Source organism: Brevibacillus ruminantium (assembly GCF_023746555.1).
Classification (GTDB): Bacteria; Bacillota; Bacilli; order Brevibacillales; family Brevibacillaceae; genus Brevibacillus; species Brevibacillus ruminantium.
On record NZ_CP098755.1, the window covers coordinates 5,417,482 to 5,437,674 of the forward strand.

Annotated in this window: 20 protein-coding genes; 4 read left to right on the forward strand and 16 right to left on the reverse strand. The window is 51.8% G+C overall.

The annotated features are described in order from the left end of the window. Positions 1-5: 5 nt before the first annotated feature. The 6 genes from NDK47_RS26475 to NDK47_RS26500 all read right to left on the reverse strand — a co-directional run bounded on the left by NDK47_RS26475 (position 6) and on the right by NDK47_RS26500 (position 6,410). The gene (locus NDK47_RS26475) at positions 6-983 is read right to left on the reverse strand and encodes an alpha-ketoacid dehydrogenase subunit beta (protein ID WP_251872691.1); all 978 of its coding nucleotides are present in this window, start codon (positions 981-983) and stop codon (positions 6-8) included. Next, positions 976-1,917 (reverse strand): thiamine pyrophosphate-dependent dehydrogenase E1 component subunit alpha, encoded by a 942-nt coding sequence (locus NDK47_RS26480; RefSeq protein WP_251876403.1) that lies wholly within the window; start codon positions 1,915-1,917, stop codon positions 976-978. Before NDK47_RS26480 ends, NDK47_RS26475 begins: the two co-directional genes overlap by 8 nt. Positions 1,918-2,060: 143 nt before the next feature. Continuing rightward, complete coding sequence (gene pdxR, locus NDK47_RS26485) at positions 2,061-3,518, reverse strand: MocR-like pyridoxine biosynthesis transcription factor PdxR (protein ID WP_251872692.1); 1,458 nt, start codon at positions 3,516-3,518, stop codon at positions 2,061-2,063. Between the two features lie 12 nt (positions 3,519-3,530). Further along, complete coding sequence (locus NDK47_RS26490) at positions 3,531-4,817, reverse strand: TRAP transporter large permease (RefSeq protein ID WP_251872693.1); 1,287 nt, start codon at positions 4,815-4,817, stop codon at positions 3,531-3,533. After that, positions 4,814-5,293, reverse strand: coding sequence for a TRAP transporter small permease (locus NDK47_RS26495; RefSeq protein ID WP_251872694.1), 480 nt, complete (start codon positions 5,291-5,293; stop codon positions 4,814-4,816). The genes NDK47_RS26490 and NDK47_RS26495 overlap by 4 nt, the downstream gene beginning before the upstream one ends. Positions 5,294-5,375: 82 nt before the next feature. Continuing rightward, positions 5,376-6,410: a DctP family TRAP transporter solute-binding subunit gene (locus tag NDK47_RS26500; RefSeq protein ID WP_251872695.1), complete on the reverse strand. Its 1,035-nt coding sequence runs from the start codon at positions 6,408-6,410 to the stop codon at positions 5,376-5,378. 327 nt (positions 6,411-6,737) lie between these two features. On the opposite strand from NDK47_RS26500, the gene NDK47_RS26505 reads away from it, so the two are divergent. The 4 genes from NDK47_RS26505 to NDK47_RS26520 are packed head-to-tail and all read left to right on the forward strand — an operon-like array spanning position 6,738 to position 10,282. Continuing rightward, positions 6,738-7,652 carry a decaprenyl-phosphate phosphoribosyltransferase gene (locus NDK47_RS26505; protein WP_251872696.1) on the forward strand — a complete coding sequence of 305 codons (915 nt, stop codon included), beginning with the start codon at positions 6,738-6,740 and terminating at the stop codon, positions 7,650-7,652. Positions 7,653-7,674: 22 nt separating this feature from the next. Next, on the forward strand, positions 7,675-8,034 hold the full coding sequence (locus NDK47_RS26510) for an SMR family transporter (protein ID WP_251872697.1): 360 nt from the start codon (positions 7,675-7,677) through the stop codon (positions 8,032-8,034). A gap of 48 nt (positions 8,035-8,082) precedes the next feature. Further along, positions 8,083-8,568, forward strand: a complete 486-nt coding sequence (locus NDK47_RS26515) for a divergent PAP2 family protein (protein WP_251872698.1) — start codon at positions 8,083-8,085, stop codon at positions 8,566-8,568. Positions 8,569-8,590: 22 nt separating this feature from the next. Further along, complete coding sequence (locus tag NDK47_RS26520; RefSeq protein WP_251872699.1) at positions 8,591-10,282, forward strand: hypothetical protein; 1,692 nt, start codon at positions 8,591-8,593, stop codon at positions 10,280-10,282. A 115-nt stretch (positions 10,283-10,397) separates the two neighbouring features. Here the strand turns inward: NDK47_RS26520 and NDK47_RS26525 are convergent, their stop codons facing one another. The 10 genes from NDK47_RS26525 to NDK47_RS26570 all read right to left on the reverse strand — a co-directional run bounded on the left by NDK47_RS26525 (position 10,398) and on the right by NDK47_RS26570 (position 19,733). Beyond that, complete coding sequence (locus tag NDK47_RS26525; protein ID WP_251872700.1) at positions 10,398-10,940, reverse strand: PadR family transcriptional regulator; 543 nt, start codon at positions 10,938-10,940, stop codon at positions 10,398-10,400. A 71-nt stretch (positions 10,941-11,011) separates the two neighbouring features. After that, a complete protein-coding gene (gene tsf, locus NDK47_RS26530; protein ID WP_251872701.1) occupies positions 11,012-11,908 on the reverse strand; it encodes a translation elongation factor Ts in 897 nt (298 codons plus the stop codon). Positions 11,909-12,084: 176 nt separating this feature from the next. Beyond that, positions 12,085-12,831, reverse strand: coding sequence for an MBL fold metallo-hydrolase (locus tag NDK47_RS26535; protein WP_251872702.1), 747 nt, complete (start codon positions 12,829-12,831; stop codon positions 12,085-12,087). A 212-nt stretch (positions 12,832-13,043) separates the two neighbouring features. Continuing rightward, positions 13,044-13,610, reverse strand: coding sequence for a glycerol-3-phosphate responsive antiterminator (locus tag NDK47_RS26540; protein WP_251872703.1), 567 nt, complete (start codon positions 13,608-13,610; stop codon positions 13,044-13,046). A gap of 55 nt (positions 13,611-13,665) precedes the next feature. Beyond that, the gene (locus NDK47_RS26545) at positions 13,666-14,475 is read right to left on the reverse strand and encodes a sugar phosphate isomerase/epimerase family protein (RefSeq protein ID WP_251872704.1); all 810 of its coding nucleotides are present in this window, start codon (positions 14,473-14,475) and stop codon (positions 13,666-13,668) included. Between the two features lie 16 nt (positions 14,476-14,491). Further along, positions 14,492-15,295 carry a carbohydrate ABC transporter permease gene (locus tag NDK47_RS26550; protein WP_251872705.1) on the reverse strand — a complete coding sequence of 268 codons (804 nt, stop codon included), beginning with the start codon at positions 15,293-15,295 and terminating at the stop codon, positions 14,492-14,494. Between the two features lie 12 nt (positions 15,296-15,307). Further along, the gene (locus NDK47_RS26555) at positions 15,308-16,198 is read right to left on the reverse strand and encodes a carbohydrate ABC transporter permease (protein WP_251872706.1); all 891 of its coding nucleotides are present in this window, start codon (positions 16,196-16,198) and stop codon (positions 15,308-15,310) included. A 32-nt stretch (positions 16,199-16,230) separates the two neighbouring features. After that, a complete protein-coding gene (locus NDK47_RS26560; RefSeq protein ID WP_251872707.1) occupies positions 16,231-17,577 on the reverse strand; it encodes an ABC transporter substrate-binding protein in 1,347 nt (448 codons plus the stop codon). 75 nt (positions 17,578-17,652) lie between these two features. Continuing rightward, entirely contained in the window at positions 17,653-18,819 is a 1,167-nt protein-coding gene (locus NDK47_RS26565; RefSeq protein WP_251872708.1) for an ABC transporter ATP-binding protein, read from the reverse strand. A gap of 107 nt (positions 18,820-18,926) precedes the next feature. Next, positions 18,927-19,733, reverse strand: coding sequence for an HAD-IIA family hydrolase (locus tag NDK47_RS26570; protein WP_251876405.1), 807 nt, complete (start codon positions 19,731-19,733; stop codon positions 18,927-18,929). Positions 19,734-20,193 lie beyond the last annotated feature (460 nt).

The window sequence follows — 20,193 nt, forward strand, 5'->3', positions numbered from 1 at the left end:
GTGGCCTACCAGCGGGCTTTCAAGACGGCATTGACGATCCACTCCACTTGAGGGATCACCCGTTGCTCCAGCGGTGGGCTGAACGGCACCGGGGTAAATTCCGCACCTACCCGGATAATCGGCGCATCCAGATACTCCAGGATGTTTTCGCTGACGGAAGCGGCGATTTCTCCGCCGACACCGCCTGTTTTCACTGCTTCATGGGCGACCACCAGCCGATGGGTCTTTTTCACCGAGCCGTAAATCGTCTCCATATCCATTGGTACGATTGTACGCAGGTCGATCACCTCAGCGTCGATGCCATGCTCGCTGTGAAGTATCTCCGCTGCCTCCAGACACTTGCCCAGCATCGCCGAATAGGAGACGATCGTGACGTCTTTTCCTTCTCTCACAACTGCCGCTTTTCCGATCGGGGTCAGGTAGTCACCATCGGGAACAGGTCCTCTTTTGCTGAACAAATCCTTGTGCTCAAAGTAAATGACCGGGTTCTGGTCGCGGATGGCCGCTTTCAGCAAGCCTTTGGCATCAGCGGGATTGGACGGAATCACGACCTTCAGGCCAGGGATGTGCAGGAACCAGGCTTCCAGTGATTGCGAGTGCTGGGCCGCAGCCGAGCGGGTGACACCGTCAGGAGCGCGCAGGACCAGCGGCACGGTAGCCTGACCGCCAAACATGTAGCGAATCTTGGCCATCTGGTTGAGCACCTCGTCCATGGTCACACCGATGAAGTCCGCAAAGTGCATGTCGATGACCGGTACCGCTCCGGCGAGTGCAGCGCCTACACCTGCACCCACCAGGGCTGTTTCCGAAATCGGGGTGTCGCGCACGCGTTCCAGGCCAAATTCTTTGGGCAGTCCTTTGAACTGTCCGAAGATTCCGCCTTGGCTGGCGATGTCTTCTCCCATGATAAAGACGCGTTCATCACGGCGCATCTCTTCCTGCATGGCTTCCAGAGTGGCTTGAGAAAAGGTGATATTACGCATGAGTCTCTTCCTCCTCTACATAGACATCATCGAATGCTTCTTCCAGATCGGGATACGGACTTTCCTCGGCAAAACGGACTGCGCCTTCGATCTCGCTGGCAACCCGCTGCTCAATCGCTTTGAGCTGCTCTTCACTGAGGAGCTCGTCGCGAAGCACACGCTCCAGGAACTTTTTGATCGGATCGTTGCTCTCCAACTGGTTCATGACTTCTTCCCGCGTGCGGTACTGTTCCGGGTCTCCGACGAAGTGGCCTTTGATCCGGTAGGTTTTGCATTCGATCAGGGTAGGACCCTCGCCGCGTCTGGCCCGCTCCACGGCCTCAACCGCCGCTTCGTAGACTGCAAACACATCGTTTCCGTCCACCATCGCACTTGGCATGGCATACGATGTCGCACGAATCGAGATATCCGTAACCGCCGTCGCTTCGTGGAGCGGCGTCGTCGATGCCCACTGATTGTTTTCACAGACAAAAACGACAGGCAGCTTCCAGACCGAAGCCATGTTCAGCCCCTCGTGGAAAGTGCCGCGATTGCTCGCTCCGTCCCCAAAGAAACAGACAGCGACTTCGGAGCTTTTCCGGAGTTGAACAGCAAGCGCTGCTCCCACAGCCAGGTTAAAGCCGCCGCCCACAACACCGTTTGCCCCCAGCATGCCAATCGAGAAATCGGCTATATGCATCGAACCGCCCTTGCCTTTGCAATAACCGGTTTTACGTCCGTACAGCTCCGCCATGCAGCGGTTTACATCGGCACCTTTGGCCAGTGTGTGTCCGTGACCGCGATGTGTGCTGGTAATGTAGTCTGTTCGGTTCAGCGCGGAGCAAACGCCCACTCCCGTCGCTTCCTCGCCGATATACAAATGGACAAACCCAGGAATGTCCCCCGCCAAAAACTTCTCATTGATTGCCTCTTCAAAGCGTCGAATCAGCAGCATCTTGTAATACCAATCTTGTAAGAGGTCAACAGGTATTGCGTTTTTTCCCACAAAAAACACCCCTTATGGTAGAATAGAAGATTTACTATCTTCAGCATAAGGGGTGTGCAAGCGTTTTCATATAACCATTCATATGATTGGTCTTAATGATATTCGGAAATGGTATCACGGATCATGTGAAACCCTTTTTTTACCAATTCAATCGAAGGCTGGGTAAATGCCATCCGCAGATAATTTTCCCCCAATCCCACTCCGCTCGTCCAATTTCCCGGAACAAACGACACGCCTTTTTGCAGAGCAAATTGCAGCATCCTTTCCGCGCGAATCGAGCTGGGGATTTTACACCAGAGAAACACGCCGCCCTCCGGCATTTTACAGCGTATCTCCGGCATCTCTTTGAGAATGTCCTGAATCAGTTCCAAACGGGCCGCATACGCCTGCCGCAGCTTTGCCGTATGGGTCAACAAGCGCCCCTCGGTGAGAAAAGCGTGGACCGCGATCTGGGTCAGATTGTTACTGTGCAGGTCAATCCGCTGCTTGATCTTGGACAAGCTGGAGATAATCCCTTCCGGGGCTACCAGCAGCGCCACGCGCAGGCCCGGATAGAGGTATTTGGAAAACGATTGCAGGTAGATGACATAATCGTCGCGATCCAGCGCCTTCAGCGGGGGCACCGGCTTTTTGCCGAAGTAGAGCAGGCTGAACGGATCGTCTTCAATGATCGGCACCCTGTATTTTTTGGCCAGGGCCAGCAAATCCTTTCTCCGCTGCAAGGACATGGTCACACCGGTCGGGTTGTGAAACGTCGGATTGACATAGATAAATTTAACCGGAAATTGCATTAACAAATTCTCCAGGCTGTCGATGCGTATCCCTTCCTCATCCAGCGTAATCCGCAAGATCTTGGCACCGGTCGCGGAAAACGCATCCGAGGCAGCAAGAAAGCCCGGGTCTTCCATGATGACATAGTCACCTGGAGCGAGAAACAGGCGGCTGATCAGATCAAGCCCCTGCATCGCTCCCGAGACGATCATGATTTCTTGGGGATCTGCCTCGATCTCACTCTCCAGCAGCCACTCTCTGGCATCCATCCGCAGCGGCTCATAGCCTTGCGTGGGAGCGGGCAATTGAAGCAGGATCGGATTTTTCCGCAAATGCTCGGCGAAGCATTGACTCAGTTCGATTCCGGGATGAATCTCGGGGGCTGTGCCCACACCGGCAAAGTTGATCAGCCGAGGGTCGCGGCCGAACCGCATGATTTCTTCCATGGCATGGTTGACATTGCCGGTCTGGTAGGCAAAACTGGTCTGCCAGGTTACGACCTGTTCCGTTCGTTCGATCCGCGGACCGCGCATGATGAAGGTGCCGCTGCCCTGCTGACTGCGGACGACCCCTCTCGCTTTCATCTCTTCATTGGCAAGCGTAATTGTCATCCGGCTAACCTTCAGCAGCTCAGCCATCCTTCTTTCAGAGGGCAGCCGAGTCCCGGGTTTTAACTTCCCTTCGTGTACCAGTTGCTCTATCTGCTGCGAGATTTGCTTGTATAATGGTACCTTCTCGGCTGCATCCAGAACAATTTGATCCCAATGGGTCGATGACAAACAGATCACTCCTTACTTCATGTTCAATAGGTCAGGCAGCCACAATGTAATAGAGGGAATGTAAGTGATCAAAAGCAGCGCAATGATGGATGCGACGATAAAAGGAATCACTCCGATGGATATCTCTTTCAATGAAATCTTCGCCAAACCGCAGGCAACATACAGATCAAGCCCGACAGGCGGAGTCACCAGACCAATGGCCAGGTTCATCGTCATCATCACGCCAAAATGGACCGGATCAATATCCATCATACCCAAAATCGGCAGGAAGATTGGCAAGAAGATGTAAAAGGCCGAGATCGCGTCCACGAACATACCGGCGATCAACAAAATCAGGTTGATCATGAGCAGCATGGTAAACTTATCGGGGGCAATACTCATCAGGGAGTTCGCCAAATCCTCTGCGATGCCCTCAACCGTAATCAACCAGGCAAACGTGGAGGCGGAAGCGACGATCAGCATGATCATGGACGTGGTTTTTGCAGACTCGACCAAGAGGCCGGGCAATTGCTTCCACTTGATCTCTTTGTAGACAAACACGCCGACAATCAGGCCGTAAAAGACAGCGACAACGGCTGACTCCGTCGGTGTGAAAATCCCCGAGTAGATACCGCCCAAAATGATCACTGGCGCCATCAAGCCCCAGGCAGCGTCTTTCAACGCGGCCAGAATTTCGCGGCGACTTGCTTTTGGCAGCGTGGGAATCTTCTCTTTTTTGGCGATAAAATACCCCGTCAGCGCCAAGATCGCACCCATGAGCAGCCCGGGGATAATCCCGGCCATGAAGATTTTCCCGATCGATACTTCCGCAATAACAGCGTAAACGATATAAGCGATACTAGGTGGAATGATAATGCCAATTCCTCCAGCCGTGGCAAGCAGTCCCGCGGACATGTCCTTGCGGTAGCCTTGCTTGACCATCGCCGGAATAATAATCGCCCCGACGGCTGCCATCGTCGCCGGTCCGGAACCGGAAATGGCTGCGAAGAAGCAGGCGGCTACTACAGAAACGATAGCCAGACCCCCGGTATAGTGTCCGGTCAGCGTTTGCGCCAAATTAATCAGCCTTTTGGAAATCCCTGCTCTCTCCATGATTAGCCCTGCTAAAAAGAAAAACGGAATCGCCAGCAGCGTAAACTTTGTCAGCGAAGAGTACAAGGTGGACGGCAATGATTGAATCGGCAGGTCAAATAACAACAGGGTAGCCGCCGTAGAGAGACCGAGTGCTACCGCAATGGGCATGTTCAGGAATAACAGTAGGAAGAATGAAGCGAATAGAAATATGGCGGTTGCACTCATTGCCCTGCCTCCTCGCTTTTATATCGGCGTATTTCCAAGATGTAGCCCTCCCAAAAACGGAACAGGCATAAAAGGGCTCCCAGCGGCACCGACAGGCCCATCAGCCATTCCGGCAGACCCATCGCGGGTGTTCTCTGGTTGTACTCAAACTGTTGCATGACCATTTCCCAGCCATACCAGAGCAGGATGAGGAAAAAGGCGGAAGTCAGGCACCCAATCAGGAAGGTGGTAGCCACGCGTATCCGAACAGGCAGCTTGTCTGTGATCAGCGCGAAGCCCAGATGCCCGCTTTCCCTGGCGAGTAAAGCGGCTCCGATAAAAATAATGAAAGCAAATATATTGGTCGTCAGCTCCTCCGTCATGGAGAGCGAGCTACTGAACAAATATCTCGATAACACATTGACCATCGTCAGCACACAGATGAAGGCCATCAATGCAGCCAGAATCCACTCTTCCAAGCGAACCCATATTCTCAAAATAATCCCCTCCGAAACAAGCTTGGAAAATGTAAGGAGGCGAAAAAGGAGGCCGTTCCGCCCCCATCTTCACCTGTCGTCTTTACTTGCGGAATGCATCCAGAAGGTCCTTGCCGATAATTTCTTCGTATTTGTCAATCACCGGTTGTACCTTCTCTTGGAACACCTTGATCTGTTCCGGTGTCAATTCAACGACTTCCATGCCTTTTTCCTTCAATTCGGCCAACACCTTATCATTTTCGGAGCGGTTCAATTCAATCTGATATTTGGCTGCTTCCTGCGCTGTCTCTCGCAGCAGTTTTTGCGTGTCCGGGTCCAGACTGTCATACAGCTTTTTGTTGACCCCGAAGACAATTGGATCGTAGATGTAGTTCCAGACCGTCATATACTTTTGCACTTCATACAGTTTGGAGTTCAGGATGATCGGCAGCGGGTTCTCCTGCCCGTCAATCACACCCTGCTGCAGAGAAGTAAAGACCTCGGAGAAGTTCATAACGGTTGGGTCTCCGCCGAACTCTTTGAACGTGCCCACCATGGCCTCCATAGAGGGAGTTCTGATTTTCAGCCCTTTCAGATCGTCAGGCGTGACAATCGGTCTTTTGCTGTTTGTAATCTGGCGATAGCCACTTTCGCCAAAGGCCAATGGCTCAATGCCTTTGCTGCGAACCAATTCCATCAGCTTTTCTCCAGCTTCTCCGTTCATGGCTTTGTCCGCTTGCTCGTAGCTGGGGATGAGCCAAGGCAGAGAGGGAGCTGCGAACTTCGGATCGAGTACGTTGTAGATAATGGTGGAGTGAAGGGAGATGTCTGTCGCCCCGTTCTGGACCGCTTCCAGCCCTTTTGGCTGGTTGCCGTTGGAGAGGGATTCATTGGCATACATCTTCATCTTGATCCGGCCGTTCGATTTTTGATCGACTTCCTCGATCCACTTCTTCACTGCTACTCCCCAAGTGTCTTTCTCCGAAACCGTGATGCTGACCTTGAGCTTTAATTCATCCTTGGAAGCCCCTCCACCAGAAGCTTGTCCGGTAGAGCTGTCGTTCGTTTTTGGCGAGCCACAGGCTGCCAGCGATACCGCCAATAAGATAGAGAGTCCAAAACCGACTGCCTTCTTCATATGTCCTCCCCCGCGCTGAATACGCTTTCATTTTTTAATATTTAGAATAGTTGTAATTGAGAGTCGGGTATATAACCAATGGACAAAGTGGCCTTATTTTCTTATCGAATTTTGTAGAATATCCTTTATTTGGATAGGAAATTCCGTGTAATTGAATGATTTTCATATATCCACTTTCCCTTTACTCTTTTCGTTTCGCCTCTTCTTTTTGTGGAGAAGGCTCGATAGAAAATCCACCCAAAAATGAGATAGTTTGTTACAATTTGGTAGGCATGTCCGTCATATCTACCGTGTAGGGATATATCATCAATCAATTAGGAGTGTCTTATGAGTATACCGAATTCGGTCAAGGTAAAAGCACAAGCTGCCAGCAATCCAAATGCTTTCATTTTGTTGATCAGGCAGCTTCGCCCTCACCAATGGACCAAAAATCTGCTGGTTTTTGCGGCTCTTTTGTTTTCTTTCCAGAAAGTCGATTACGTGGTAGGCAGTCAAGCACTACTCGCCTTTCTCCTCTTTTGCCTTGTATCCGGCTGCGTCTATATTCTGAATGACTTCATCGATATAAAAAACGACCGCAGTCACCCCGAAAAGCGGCTGCGGCCGATGGCTTCGGGAGCGTTAAACCCTTTCTTGGCACTGACCTTCGGTATCGTGCTGCTGAGCGTTTCTCTGTTTGTCGCTTTCTCTGCCAGCATACTGCTGGGATGGGTGCTGCTGATCTATTTCCTTTTGAACTGCGCCTACTCGCTCAAGCTGAAGCATATTGTTATCCTCGATGTGATGGTCATCTCCGCCGGCTTCGTGCTGCGTGCGATTGGCGGCGGGCTTGCGATTGGCACGCCTCTCACTCCCTGGTTTCTCCTCTGTACGATGCTGCTAGCCCTCTTTTTGGCAATCAGCAAACGGCGCCATGAACTTCATTTGCTCCAGTCGCAAAAAGGCATGCACCGAAAAGTGCTGGAGAACTATTCGCCGGAATTATTGAACCAGCTTAATACCATTGTCACGACGGCTACGATTATTAGTTACTCGCTGTTTACGTTCACATCAGGGCGAACCGTACAGTTGATGTGGACGATTCCGTTTGTGATCTTCGGCATTTTCCGGTACCTCTATTTGATTACGATGAGTGACAAAGGGGGAAGTCCGGAGAAGGTACTGCTGGAGGATAAGCCTATTTTGCTCACCGTCTTGCTCTATGTCATTACGGTGGCTGGCATCTTGTACTTTTTTGAATAACAGCCAGGTTAGGTGGTGGAAGATGATGCAGGCACACATCCTAATTTTTGTTTCGATTATTCTCAGCGCTTGCGGGCAGGTCGCCATGAAGCTGGGGGCCTCGTCTCTTGCGGGGAACGGCGATCCATTTGTTCTGAAAATCATGCAGTACATGACCAATCTTCCCATCGTTGTCGGGCTCTCCTTGTACGGGATCTCCGCATTTGTCTGGATCGCGGCCATCGAAAGAGTGCAGCTTTCTTACGCCTATCCGATGGCGGCCTTGGGGTATGTCCTGGTCGCGGTGCTTTCTGTTTTCTTGTTCCACGAACCCATGTCTGCCAAACGCATGACTGGCTTGGCGATAATCGTCATTGGAGTGTTTGTCCTGGCAAAGTCCTAGCGGTTTTGGCCAAGTAACCGTTTTAGAAATACGATCGGAGGAGCTTCTATGTTTTACGCTGTGGTACCGTTTATCGGTTGGCTCGTCTCAGGCTCGATTAAATTTCTCATCAACTACCTTCGGTTTGGCAAGGAAGCCCGGGCAAAAATCGGAAACGGCGGCTTTCCCAGCACGCATACAACCGTGATGGTCACCAGCATTGTTTTCATCGGCCTGAGAGAGGGCTTTGACCATCCTGTGTTTGGATTGGGTGTTGCCGTTACCTTTATCATCATCATCGATGCGATGGGTTTGCGCAGAGCTGTGGGCAAACATGCGGCTGTACTGAACCGGATGACCGTAGAGCATCACCCGGTTTCTGTGGAGTTGACCCCCTCAGCAACATCCGATGTACCAGCGTTGCCTGCCACAAAACCCCTGCGCGAGAGCATGGGGCACACAAAAGGGGAGATTGTCGGAGGAGTCGTGCTGGGTATACTGCTCGCCAAGCTCCTGCATCTTCTTTCACAAGTGAGTACGAGTCTACTGAGCTAGGAATGGGAGAGAACGGGTATTTATGAATCAATCAATAAATAGAAACAAGTCGGTGCACTATTTCTCTATTCTCGGGATCACCTTGATCCTCTTTTTAGCCTTCATGCTACTGTTCACATCGCTGCTTTTGCTATGCGGGGTTCCGATCATGGGCATAAGTCTTTGGCTCTCCGTTGGTCTGGGGCTCATTTGCCTCTGGGGGATGGCCCGTTCCTTTTTTCCCGCTCGCACGGGAGCTATGTTTTTTTCTATTCTCCTCGGGTTAGCCGTGGTTTTGGGGATAAGCTGGTATGTGAGTGCCCATACCTACGACATGTCATGGGACGGGCAAACCTATCACCAGGAAGCGATTATTCTGCTTACAGATGGATGGAATCCGGCCCATGAACTGCTGGAGGCGCCTTCCGATACCGAGCTGGCAAAGCTACAGGGACGGGAGCTATTGTCGGTCTTTCATCTCTGGATTAATCATTACAGCAAAGGTCCTTGGCTGCTGGATTCCCTCCTGTACAAAGTGACCAATCAGATCGAAGTCAGCAAAATCTTCAACTTCATCCTGATGTTTGCTTCCTTTTTCCTGTCTGTGGCGGCCTTGCTGACGGCCTTTCCACAAAGCAAGAGACGCGCTGTGCTTGTCTCGCTGCTCTTGGCCTGCAATCCGGTTGTATTTACACAGCTCATCACCTTTTATATCGACGGACAGTTGTCGTCACTGATTCTCTGCCTCTGCGCCCTCGGTTACCTTCTGTTCCAACGCTTTCATCCCTGGTTGCTAGTGGGACTGTGCGCTGCCATTATGCTGCTCGGCAATGTAAAATTTACTGCACTTGTGTATGCGGTGCTGCTCAGCGGAGGCTTGCTGCTGCTCTTTTACCTGTACGATCGCCGGAGGAACTGGCGGAAACTGGCGGTTACCTTAGCTGCCTGCTTTTTTCTCAGTGTGGTGATAGTTGGATATAACCCGTATGTGATAAATACGCTCACAAAGGCGCACCCCTTTTACCCGTTGGCTGGCGAGCAGGCAGTCGATATCATGACGAGCAACAGTCCGCGCGACTTTCTGGACAAAAATCAATTTGAAAAGCTTTTGATCTCCACGTTTGCTATGACGGCCAACGTCGCGAATGATGGAGAAAGTCAATGGAAGCTGCCCTTTTCGGTATCGCCTTACGAGGTAGCGGCTTTCACCGCGCCTGATGTTCGCTTGGGCGGGTTTGGTCCTGTGTTTGGGGGAGCCGTGCTAATAAGCTTCATTGTTTTTCTTGGCGTATGCCTCTGCAAAAGGGAAACCGTGCGACCGTTCTTCGTCATCCTCGGGATTTTTATGATTTCGATACTCATCAATCCGGAGTCCTGGTGGGCACGCTATGTCCCTCAGCTTTGGTCTATTCCGCTCCTGATCGCAGTGATGGGACTGGAAAGCGGCAAGAAGTGGTTGCAAAATGGGAGCAGGCTGCTAATCTGCACCCTTTTGGCAAACATGCTGATGGTCGGCTTGGGGCACCTTGCCGGTCAAAGCTATTCTCATCTGCTACTGAAAAAGCAACTGCATGCGATGAAGCAGAGCAATCAGCCTGTACTGGTCGATTTCCGCCATTTTAATTCCAACCGTATCCGGCTGCAGGAAGCAGGGATCCCCTTTATTGAAATGAAAATAGACGATCAAAACGCCAAAGGGCTTTCTTCTTCCCGTACCTTGTATCTCATCCGATGAGCATATCGTGGTAATCCAAACAAAAAAGCGCCTTCCGCTATCAGGAGGGCGCTTCTTTTCCTTTTCTGTTACGTAGTCACTTTCCGATCCGCTCGAAAGAATCACCCGGCAGTCGTCACTTCTTTTCGACTTCCAATTCACCAATACACTCTTCTGCCCAGTCGATTTCCGCTTCCGCTACCTTATACCCTTTGCGCAGTGAGAATAGCCAGTAGGGTTTTTCGGAGTCAAATGGACTAAGCTTGATCGACTCCGCGATCTGATCGAGAAACAACAGGGTTTCTTTCTTCTCCTTCAAAAACAGCTTTAATTGAAAGATGAGCTCATCCTTTTCCAGCTTGGAGCCGAAAAACATCCGAAGGGCGGTTTCATCACGGGCCAGGGTCGTAAAATCTTTTGGCGATTTGTTCATCCACGACAGGAATTCCTTTATTCCTTCGTCCGTAATCCGGTAGATTCTTCGGTCAGGCCGGGTTTCCTGCGGTTCTATATGGGAGCGGACCAGACCTTTTTCTTCAAGTGTTTTCAGTTCGCGATAAATCTGGCTGAGATGTGCCGGCCAGATATGCTTGATGGAGGCATCAAAAAAATATTTCAAATCATACCCGGTCATCTCTTTGCAGGTGAGCAATCCCAGTATGGCGTTAGCTAAAGACATCTTATTACCCCCGAAGCCACTAACATAATCACTCTCGTCATTGTAGCATATTGTAGAGAAGCTCTTCTCCTTTACGAGGCTCCTCCTCGCTCAAAGCGAACAAATCGCACGACCGCGAGATTTTGGATGCCTGCCTGCTCCTTTACTCTCTCGAGGAAAGCGGACATTCGCTGTCCTTGGTCTTTGAGAAAGGGCTGTTCCAGCAAACATTTTTCTTTGAAGAAATGATCAAGCCTGCCTTCTGTCATTTTGCGGATAACCTCCTCCGGCTTCCCCTCCTGCCCTGCCCTTTCTTGATAGATGGCTTTTTCCTTTTCCATGATTTCAGCGGAAATCTCTTCTCTGCTCACATACTCGGGCTTGGCTGCTGTAATCTGCAGGACGAGGTCCTTCCAAAACTGATTGTACACAGGATGGGAAAGCACTTCTTCGCGGTCAACGGACAATTCCACCAGCACACCGATTTTCCCCTCCGTCAAATAATCATCGTGAATATAATGATGAATCAAACCGCAGCTCTCGGCTTCAAAACGGACAAAGCGCCGAATCGCGATGCTTTCGCCGAAACGGTTTATCAAATGAATTACCTCTTCCGCGACAGTATTGCCATTTGTCATAGACATCGTCAGCAGTGCTTCTGTATGGGCAGGATTCCGCTCCATCACCAGTCCGGCGATCTCTTGAACGAATTTCTTAAAATCTGTATGTTTCGCTACAAAATCGGTCTCGCAGTTGATTTCCACAAGCGCGCCTATTTTTTGGTCCGCGCTCACATGCGCATGGACCAGGCCATCTGCAGCCACACGCTGTCCTCTTTTTTCCGCAGCGGCTACCCCTTTCTGCCGTAAAATCGCGAGGGCCTGGTCTTTGTCACCATTCCCTTTTTCCAAAGCTGCCTTACAATCCATCATCCCAGCTCCGGTGGCTTCACGTAATTCCTTCACCAAGCTCAAGTCGATCTTTTTCACTGTGATCACTCCAATCTGTTTATTCACTTTATAGAGACATGGTTATATATAACATGTTATACAATAACTTTTCATATAAAGCAAATCATGCACAAAAAAAACCACTTTTCATCTTCAAACAATGAAAAGTGGCTGTTTTCGATTGGATTTACGCAGCATTTATTTGTGATGTTGATTTATTTGCTTTCCGGCTCTACCAGCTGTTCAATCTGCTCTCTCACATTCTGATCGCAGCGTCCCCCGTGATAACAAATGGCTGACTCAATCTCAAAGTCCAGAAACTTTTTTACCGAGCACAGGGCCTCATCCATATCCAGCGTCGCCCGGGCTACGGGTCCATGCAAAATCCCCTCGGCGCAAACCATGGCGTCGCCGGCAATTAGTGTTTTGTTTCCTTTCACATACAGGCTGATATGGCCTGGTGTGTGACCTGGCGTATGGATAACTTGTATGCCGCCGAAGCAGGGAAACACATCCCCATCCGCGAGAGTCTGATCCACCTTTGCTTTCGGGGGATTTCCAAAAAGGTCCAAGACTTTTTGTCGCTCTGCTTCCGGGAGGGCTGCGAGCATCGGTGCCATTTTGCTTGGCGTTGTTTTGATCAGCGGCAGTTCGCCTTCGATGTAAGGCTGGTCAAGAGCGTGCGCGTACACTTGTATCCGTCCGCCCAATTCCTGCAAAATGTCAGGGAGACTGCCGATATGGTCGAAATCCTGGTGGGTCAGGATGACTGCTTTCAGTTGGTCGAGAGAAACACCAGCAGCCAGGATTTCGGCCCGTATCCGTTCCCACGATCCCGGCATACCGGTATCGACCAGAACAGCCCCTTCTGCATCCCATATCAAGGCAGGGTGCAGAAACGTCCGGCCGCCCAAACCTTCTTCTTGCAGTTCCAGCATTTTCACACCTGTTGAGCCTTTCACATCAAACGCCCCCTCATTTCAAAGTAGATCGATACATAACCAGTTATTATGTATCACACCGGCGAAACGAAGGTCAACAACAAATATAAATATTATACCACAAATATTTTTATTTGTCAATATACAATGAATATCTTTTTAAACTAAATTCGTCTAAAAAAAGACTTCATCCTTTTATTTCTACCCTTTTCATAAGTATTTCCTGTTTTTCATCACTTCTCTGTCATATTCCACAAATCTGACCTGCTGAGTGATACCGCATCCGCTCCGTGAGCCAGCGCTTCCCGTACCTGTTCCCGGCTCCAGATCAGCCCGCCCAAAATAATCGGTTGCGGAAGCTGTTCTTTGATATAGGGAATGATCGAGGGCGCGATACCCGGCATGATTTCAATCGCATCCGGCTGGTTTTCGAGGACGTTTTTGATCGTGGTCTGGAGGGAGCTGCTGTCGATCAGAAAAATGCGCTGAATTGTCAGCATCCCCTCTTTTTTGGCAACGCGAATCATGTGGCTTTTGGTGGAGACAATCCCGGCAGGCCGGATGTGCCTGGACAGAAAACGCAGCGACTCTTTGTCATTGGACAAGCCATTCATCAGATCCGTGTGCAGAAAGATCGGCTTTGGGGATTGTGCAAATCGCTCTGCGTCCTCCAACAGCCCCGTCAGTTTGGCGTACATCAGCAAAATCGCACTGGCGGAAGAAGCGAGAGCCTCCGGCAATTGTTCCTGCTGGGTTGCGGCTATGATAGAGCCTGCCTTCAGTATTTGCTGTATTTTCAAAAGCCCCGTACCCCCTTCGTCATGATCCGTTGTTTTCTGCGATGCTGGTCGGTGTCTACAGTTCCTTCAATCGCTGGAGGCTCAGCCGGGCATCAGCCAAACTGGTGGTCTCCAGAACCCAGCTTCCGGCGTACTTGTTTTCCTTGAGCCAGGCGAGGATCGCTGAATAAGGAATCGACCCTTCCCCCACTGCCAGATGGTCATCCTTCAGCCCGTGATTATCGCTGAGATGAAGTCCCATCAGATACGGAAATACTTCCTGCAGCGCCTCCAGTGCATAGCCCTCGCGGATCAGATGGGCATGCCCCACATCGTACACAATCCCCAGCTGCTGTGAGTCCGTGCGTGCACAGATTTCCACCAGATCACTAACGGTCCAGCCCAGTACCTTGGGATAGGGAGGCACATTTTCCAGTGTCAGGACCGTTTCTGTCCCGGAAAGCTGGCTGACCAACGGTTCGACAAAGCGCTGAACCTGCTCCACACCGCGAGCCCGCTCCGCTTCATCCAGCCGATCATGCACTTCTCCCGCGTGCATTACCACATGGGCGCTATCCAGCTCAACAGCCAGCTCCAGACAACGCTTCATCATCTCCAGCGACTGGTCGCGAAGTTTTCCGCTCTCTGCTGCCGGATTGCAGCCCTCAATGGGAGCGTGGATCGACCAGGTGATTCCCTGCTCGATGCCCGCCTGCTTGAATTCCTTCTGTTTTTCTTTCGGCCATCGCAACAGCTCGCTGTGCCCTGCTTCACACATGATTTCAATCGACTTCCAGCCATCTTCGATGATCTGCCGGACTGCTTGCTCCAGCGGCTGGTCAAACAATGCGTAGGTGGAGATGGTTACGGAACCGCGTTCTCCCATGTCTTTGCCTCCTTGCTTATTTCACCCCGGAATGGATGAAGCTGTTGATAAATTGCCGTTGAAACAGGAAAAAGGCAAGCAACAGCGGGAAAATGACCATGATCGTGGCAGCACTTACCTCCGCCCACTGCGCCCCGGTTTCAAAAGATTGGGCAAAAATCGCCAAGCCAACCGTCAAAGGCCGATTTTCCACCGAGTTGGTGACAATCAGCGGCCACATAAAATTATTCCAGTGATAGCTGACGGAGACCAATCCAAATGCAATATACGTCGGTCTTGCCAGCGGAACATAGACGCGCCAGAGAATTTGCCACCACGAGCAGCCTTCCATTCGCGCTGCTTCCTCCAGCTCATGCGGGATGGTTTTAAAGGTTTGGCGCAAAAGAAAGATGCCGAACGCAGAGGCAAAGTACGGCAGCATGATCCCCAGCTTCGTATCCAGCAGGGACAGATCACGCAAGACATTGTAGTTGGGGAAAATCAGGATGTCAGCCGGCACCATCAACTGCACCAAAAACAGCAGGAACAGCACATCCCGCCCCCAGAACCGCAGCTTGGCAAACGCATAGGCGGCCAGTGTAGCGGTCACAATCTGCACGAACAATATCACGGTGACGATGAGAAAGGTGTTGAGATAATACTGGGCAAAGGGAGCCCCGTTCCACACCGTCACAAAATTAGCCATCGTCAGGTCTGTGCTGAGCGTCCAGGAAATCGCCTGCTCCCTGGGCCTAAATGCAGTCCAAAGCGCCCACAGCAGCGGAAACAGCCACAGTGCTGCCAATCCGAACATGGCAGCCCCCGTCAGTTTACGGAACATCTGCGCTCCCCCTTAGTTGTAATGAATCTTTTTATCCAGTCCAAAGAACTGCAAAGCGGCCACGAGCAACAGCAGGGCCACCATGACAATCGTGAGCGCTGAAGCCATGCCTTGGTCCCAGAAGGAAAAGGCCGTTTCGTAGATGTAGTAAAGCAGCAAATTGCTGGCATTGTCGGGACCGCCCTTGGTCATGATGACCAGATGATCTACCAGCTTGAACGAGTTGGTAAAGGCAATAATCATGACAAACATCGTGGTCGGCATCAGCAGCGGGAAGGTCACCCGCCTGAAGACAGTCCACGGGCGGGCACCGTCCATCGACGCTGACTCATACAGCTCCTTGGAGATGTTTTGCAGCCCGGCCAAATAGAAGATCATGAAATAGCCGGCTTCTTTCCAGATCACCATGAAGATCATGGCAAACATGACATTGGTTTTGTCCCCGAGCCAATTCATCTCTCTTTGGCCGAACCACTCCATCACATGGCTGAGCGCACCGTACTCCGGCGTATAGATAAACAGCCATATATTGGCCACCGCGATCATCGGCACGACGGTCGGGTAAAAGTAGGCGGTGCGGATAAAGCCTTTTCCTCTGAGCACTTTGTTTGCAAACAGCGCCATCGCCAGCCCCAGCGCCATGCTCGTCGGAACCGTCCCGAGAGCAAACCAGAGGTTGTTGGTCAGCACCTTCCAGAACACTTCATCCTCCAGCATCTGTCTATAGTTCTCTCCCCCGTTAAAAAACGGCTCTGGGGTACCCAGATCCGCTTGGTGAAAGCTGAGAATAACCGTTTGAAGCACAGGGTAAAAGGTAAACAGAATGAGGAAGATGAGGGAGGGAAGGAGCAGAAGCCAGGCGTAGATGTTGATCTTCCAGTTTGCGCGTTGTGTTCGCCCCATGTTTCGCTCCCCCAATCCATCTTCGGTTTCTACTATTTGTTAAACGGCGCGAGTGCTTTTTCGGCCTCTTCCTGCGCTTTTTTCAAGGCAGCAGCCGGCTGTGACTGACCGGTAATCACGGATTGCAGACCGTCGTTCAGGATTTTGGTCACTTTTCCGTTGTTATGCGTAGACAGCTCGGCATCGGCATACTCAAGCTGGTCACGAGCCACGGTTGCCGCCGGGAAATCCTGGACGTACTGTTTCATTTTTTCGGTCTCATACGCTGATTTGCGGGCAGCCACATAGCCGGTATCGATGCTCCACTGTGCCGCACGTTCCGGCTCGGTCATAAACCGGATGAATTTCCAGGCTGCCTCCTGCTTCTTGGCTTCCGTTCCTTTAAACATGTAGAAGTTTCCGCCGCCTGTCGGGCTTGCGAATCCTTTCCGAGCCGGCAGGAATGCGACGCCGAAATCAAACTTGGCATTGTTCTTTACGTTCGTGAGGTTGCCCGTCGTGTGGTACATCATCGCGGTTTTGCCTTCCAGGAAGTCGGATGGCACGGTGGCCCACTCAATTACACCCTCAGGCATCACTTTATGCTTTTTCGCCAAATCCACCCACAGCTGCAGGGCTTCCACATTTTCAGGCGTATCAAAGAATACCTTTTTCCCGTCTTCACTCATCAGGTTTTTGCCGTTTTGCAGGGCAAATGCCTGGAACATCCAGCTCGCGAAGCCAGAAGTCGGAATTTCCACTCCCGCGCGTCCATCCTTTTTCAGCTTTTCTGCGTACTGGATCAGTTCGTCCCAATTTTGCGGCGGCTTTTCCGGATCCAGACCGACTTCCTTGAACGCGTCTTTGTTGTAATAAAGCACGATGGTGCTGCGTTGGAACGGAATGCTGTACGTTTTGCCCTCCGACTGGGAGTTGGCCATAAACGCTGGGAAAAAGTCGTTGGCATACTCATTCCCGCCGTCTTTGGCGATGAAGTCATCGAGAGGAATGATGGCATCCATATCGAGCATGGTATACAGCTCTGTCGAGAGCATCACCGCTACATCTGGCGGCGTTTTCCCCTGCACGGCTGCCTGGATTTTGGTCGTCGTATCCTGATAGCTGCCCGTGTAGACAGGCTTGACCGTAATCTCCGGGTTTTGTTTGTTGAACTCCTCGGCCATACCATCCACAATTTTTGTCAGCGGGCCTCCCACCGCCACCGGGTAGAAGAAAGTCAGTTCTGTATTTCCGCCGGCAGTCGCTGTACCCGAACCCGTCTTCGCTTCACTTCCTGTGCCAGCTTGACTGCCGGATGAAGGTGCATTGCCGCTGGAGCAGCCTGTGATCAGTGCCATCCCCACCAGTACGGAAAATAAACTTTTCACTACTTTACGCATGAGGTTTTCTCTCCTTTGTTTGTAAAGATTGGCGCACCGTTTTCAATAACATGGCGCGGTTCCCATTTGGTTTTTTTAGACCGCATTCGTTTGAAAAACATCCGTCCGTTTCAGTTCGGGAGCAGAGGAGATCAGGTTTTTCCCGGTCTGCTGGTCAAACAGACAGACCTGCCTTGGATCAAAGCCGACACCTACTGTCTCGCCTTTTCTACACGGCCATTGGCCATTCCATTTGGCCTTCCAGCGGGCTCCTGCCAGCTCAAACTCTACAATCGTCTCCGATCCGAGGATTTCCACTGCTTGCACAGTGACCGTAAAGCGTCTGATGTCCGAGCTCGTACTGTCCGAGACCGATTGTTCCACTGGCAGAGGCTGAAGAGCCTCGGGGCGAATCCCCAGGATTACGGATGCTCCTTCCCTCACACCTTCAACCCGGCTCAGTGGCAGCAGCATCTGATCGCTGCCAGACCCGATCTCGATGCCGGACTGCGTATTGTTCTCGCGCCACAGCCCATGCACCGTGTTCATCGGGGGCGATCCGGTAAATTCAGCGACGAACAGATTGGCCGGGTGATTGTACACATCGAGAGGGCGTCCCACCTGCTGCACCGCTCCGTCGCGGAGAACCATCATCCGATCACCCATCGTCATCGCCTCCACCTGGTCGTGCGTCACGTAGATCATCGTAATCCCCAGCTCCTGCTGCAGCTGGCGAATCTCCGTCCGCATCTGTCCGCGCAGCTTGGCGTCCAGATTGGACAGCGGCTCGTCCATCAGGCAGATCGGATGCTGACTGACGATCGCCCGGCCAAGGGCCACCCGCTGGCGCTGTCCTCCCGATAATTCGCGGGGCTTGCGCTGCAGCAATTGGGAAAGCCCCAGCATCTCCGCGGTCTGATTCAGCCGTTTGGCTTGTTCGCGCTTGTCCACTTTGCGCACCTGAAGGCCAAACAGTATATTTTCTTGCACCGTCAAATGCGGGTACAAGGCGTAGTTTTGAAAGACCATGGAGATATTGCGCCCGCTTGGCGGCACGTGGTTCATCTGCTTTCCGCCAATCAACAGCTCTCCTGTGCTGATTTCCTCCAGCCCGGCAATCATTCTGAGTGTCGTCGATTTTCCGCAGCCTGAGGGGCCTACCAGGACAAAAAACTCTCCCGGCTGGATGACCGCATTCACCTCATGGACCACCATCTGCTGATCATATTTCTTGGAGATGCGCCGCAGCTCTACTTCGGCCATGTCTCTCCCTCCTGTTCCTCTTCACTCAAACCCGATATTTCCCTGATACCAAGCATCATCATAGCAGTCTGGTGCGAAGCTGGGATTTGGTTTTCGTAAAGGTCCTGTTAATCTGCAACCTGGCCCAGCAAGCCGAGTCGAATCTCTTTCATCGTCGGCAGGATGTAGTCGGGTCTGATCTGTGCCGCCTCTGCATCTGATCGCCCGGTCACTCCGGTCAAGACAAGCGCAGTTCTCATGCCGCTGCCCAGTCCAAGCAGAATGTCCGTCTCCAGACGATCGCCGACCATCAGGCACCGCTCCGGCAACAGGCCAATCCGCTGCAATACCTTCTCCGCGTAGTAGGCAGAGGGCTTGCCGACTGTGGCCCATACCTGTCCGTCACTCGCTGTCTCGATCGCCTTGGCCAATGCCCCGGTATCGGGAATCGCACCGCCAGGGACCGGACAGAGCGGATCAGGGTTGGTCACGATCAGTCGCGCACCATTTCGCACAGCTTCCATTCCGGCCTGTAATTTTTGATAGGTAAATTGCCGGTCCATGCCGACCAGGACATGCGTAGCGTCCAGCGGATTCTTTACCTGCGCGATCCCAAAGCCCTCCAATTCCTTTTCCAGTGCGGTCTCGCCGATCACCAGAACAAGCGCCTGATCTGCCTGTTCTTGCAGAAATTGCCCGGCCGCATAAGCGGCGGTCATAATCTCCTCCAGCTCCGCATCCACTCCCAGCCTGTGCAATCTCGCCAGACAGTCGGCTCTCGTCTGCACCGAGGTATTGGTCAGGAACATGACCTTTCGCCCGGACTCCCGCAGGGCTGCGAGCGTCTCCGCTGCCTCTGGGAGCAATTGGTCTCCGATAAAAACAGTGCCGTCCAAATCAAAGAAATACGCGTCAAACAAAGCTGCATCCGGCAAAGCCTCTCGCTCTCTCCTCTCTGCGTCTGTGTCCGCGTCTTCGCTGGACAAAAAACCCCCACCCAGCAATAGCCCAGACAGACAGAACTGCGCAGTGCAGCTTTGTCCTCGCTCAGCTATTCCTGTATGGGGGCTTTCTCCTCGTCTCAACCCGCGTACAGTCGGTATATGATGATGTACTCGCTTACGTCTTTTATCCTAGCAAGCCTTTGTTAAGATCATGTGGATAAATCGTCTAGGTTTTGTGAAGCTGTACAAAGATACAGGGACAATGAGCCTTCAAACCTTTTGAGAAGCTTGAGGTTCCTCGTCAGCTTTGCCGATGACCATTACTCTGTCCTGTGGTTCGAAAATACGTGCCTCTATTCTTGCACAGCTTACCGGAGAACTGGTCGTGGAAGCAAAGACAGGCGGCAGTGCCCTTTGTCTCATCTTTGAAAAAAGTGGCTTCCCTCAGAGG

Coding starts and splice junctions, on each gene's coding strand:
- NDK47_RS26475 (WP_251872691.1), bottom strand. CDS start 983: ATGCGTAATATCACCTTTTCTCAAGCCACTCTGGAAGCCATGCAGGAA.
- NDK47_RS26480 (WP_251876403.1), bottom strand. CDS start 1,917: ATGCTGCTGATTCGACGCTTTGAAGAGGCAATCAATGAGAAGTTTTTG.
- NDK47_RS26490 (WP_251872693.1), bottom strand. CDS start 4,817: ATGAGTGCAACCGCCATATTTCTATTCGCTTCATTCTTCCTACTGTTA.
- NDK47_RS26500 (WP_251872695.1), bottom strand. CDS start 6,410: ATGAAGAAGGCAGTCGGTTTTGGACTCTCTATCTTATTGGCGGTATCG.
- NDK47_RS26505 (WP_251872696.1), top strand. CDS start 6,738: ATGAGTATACCGAATTCGGTCAAGGTAAAAGCACAAGCTGCCAGCAAT.
- NDK47_RS26510 (WP_251872697.1), top strand. CDS start 7,675: ATGATGCAGGCACACATCCTAATTTTTGTTTCGATTATTCTCAGCGCT.
- NDK47_RS26515 (WP_251872698.1), top strand. CDS start 8,083: ATGTTTTACGCTGTGGTACCGTTTATCGGTTGGCTCGTCTCAGGCTCG.
- NDK47_RS26520 (WP_251872699.1), top strand. CDS start 8,591: ATGAATCAATCAATAAATAGAAACAAGTCGGTGCACTATTTCTCTATT.
- NDK47_RS26525 (WP_251872700.1), bottom strand. CDS start 10,940: ATGTCTTTAGCTAACGCCATACTGGGATTGCTCACCTGCAAAGAGATG.
- NDK47_RS26545 (WP_251872704.1), bottom strand. CDS start 14,475: ATGGGAGAACGCGGTTCCGTAACCATCTCCACCTACGCATTGTTTGAC.
- NDK47_RS26550 (WP_251872705.1), bottom strand. CDS start 15,295: ATGTTCCGTAAACTGACGGGGGCTGCCATGTTCGGATTGGCAGCACTG.
- NDK47_RS26555 (WP_251872706.1), bottom strand. CDS start 16,198: ATGGGGCGAACACAACGCGCAAACTGGAAGATCAACATCTACGCCTGG.
- NDK47_RS26560 (WP_251872707.1), bottom strand. CDS start 17,577: ATGCGTAAAGTAGTGAAAAGTTTATTTTCCGTACTGGTGGGGATGGCA.
- NDK47_RS26565 (WP_251872708.1), bottom strand. CDS start 18,819: ATGGCCGAAGTAGAGCTGCGGCGCATCTCCAAGAAATATGATCAGCAG.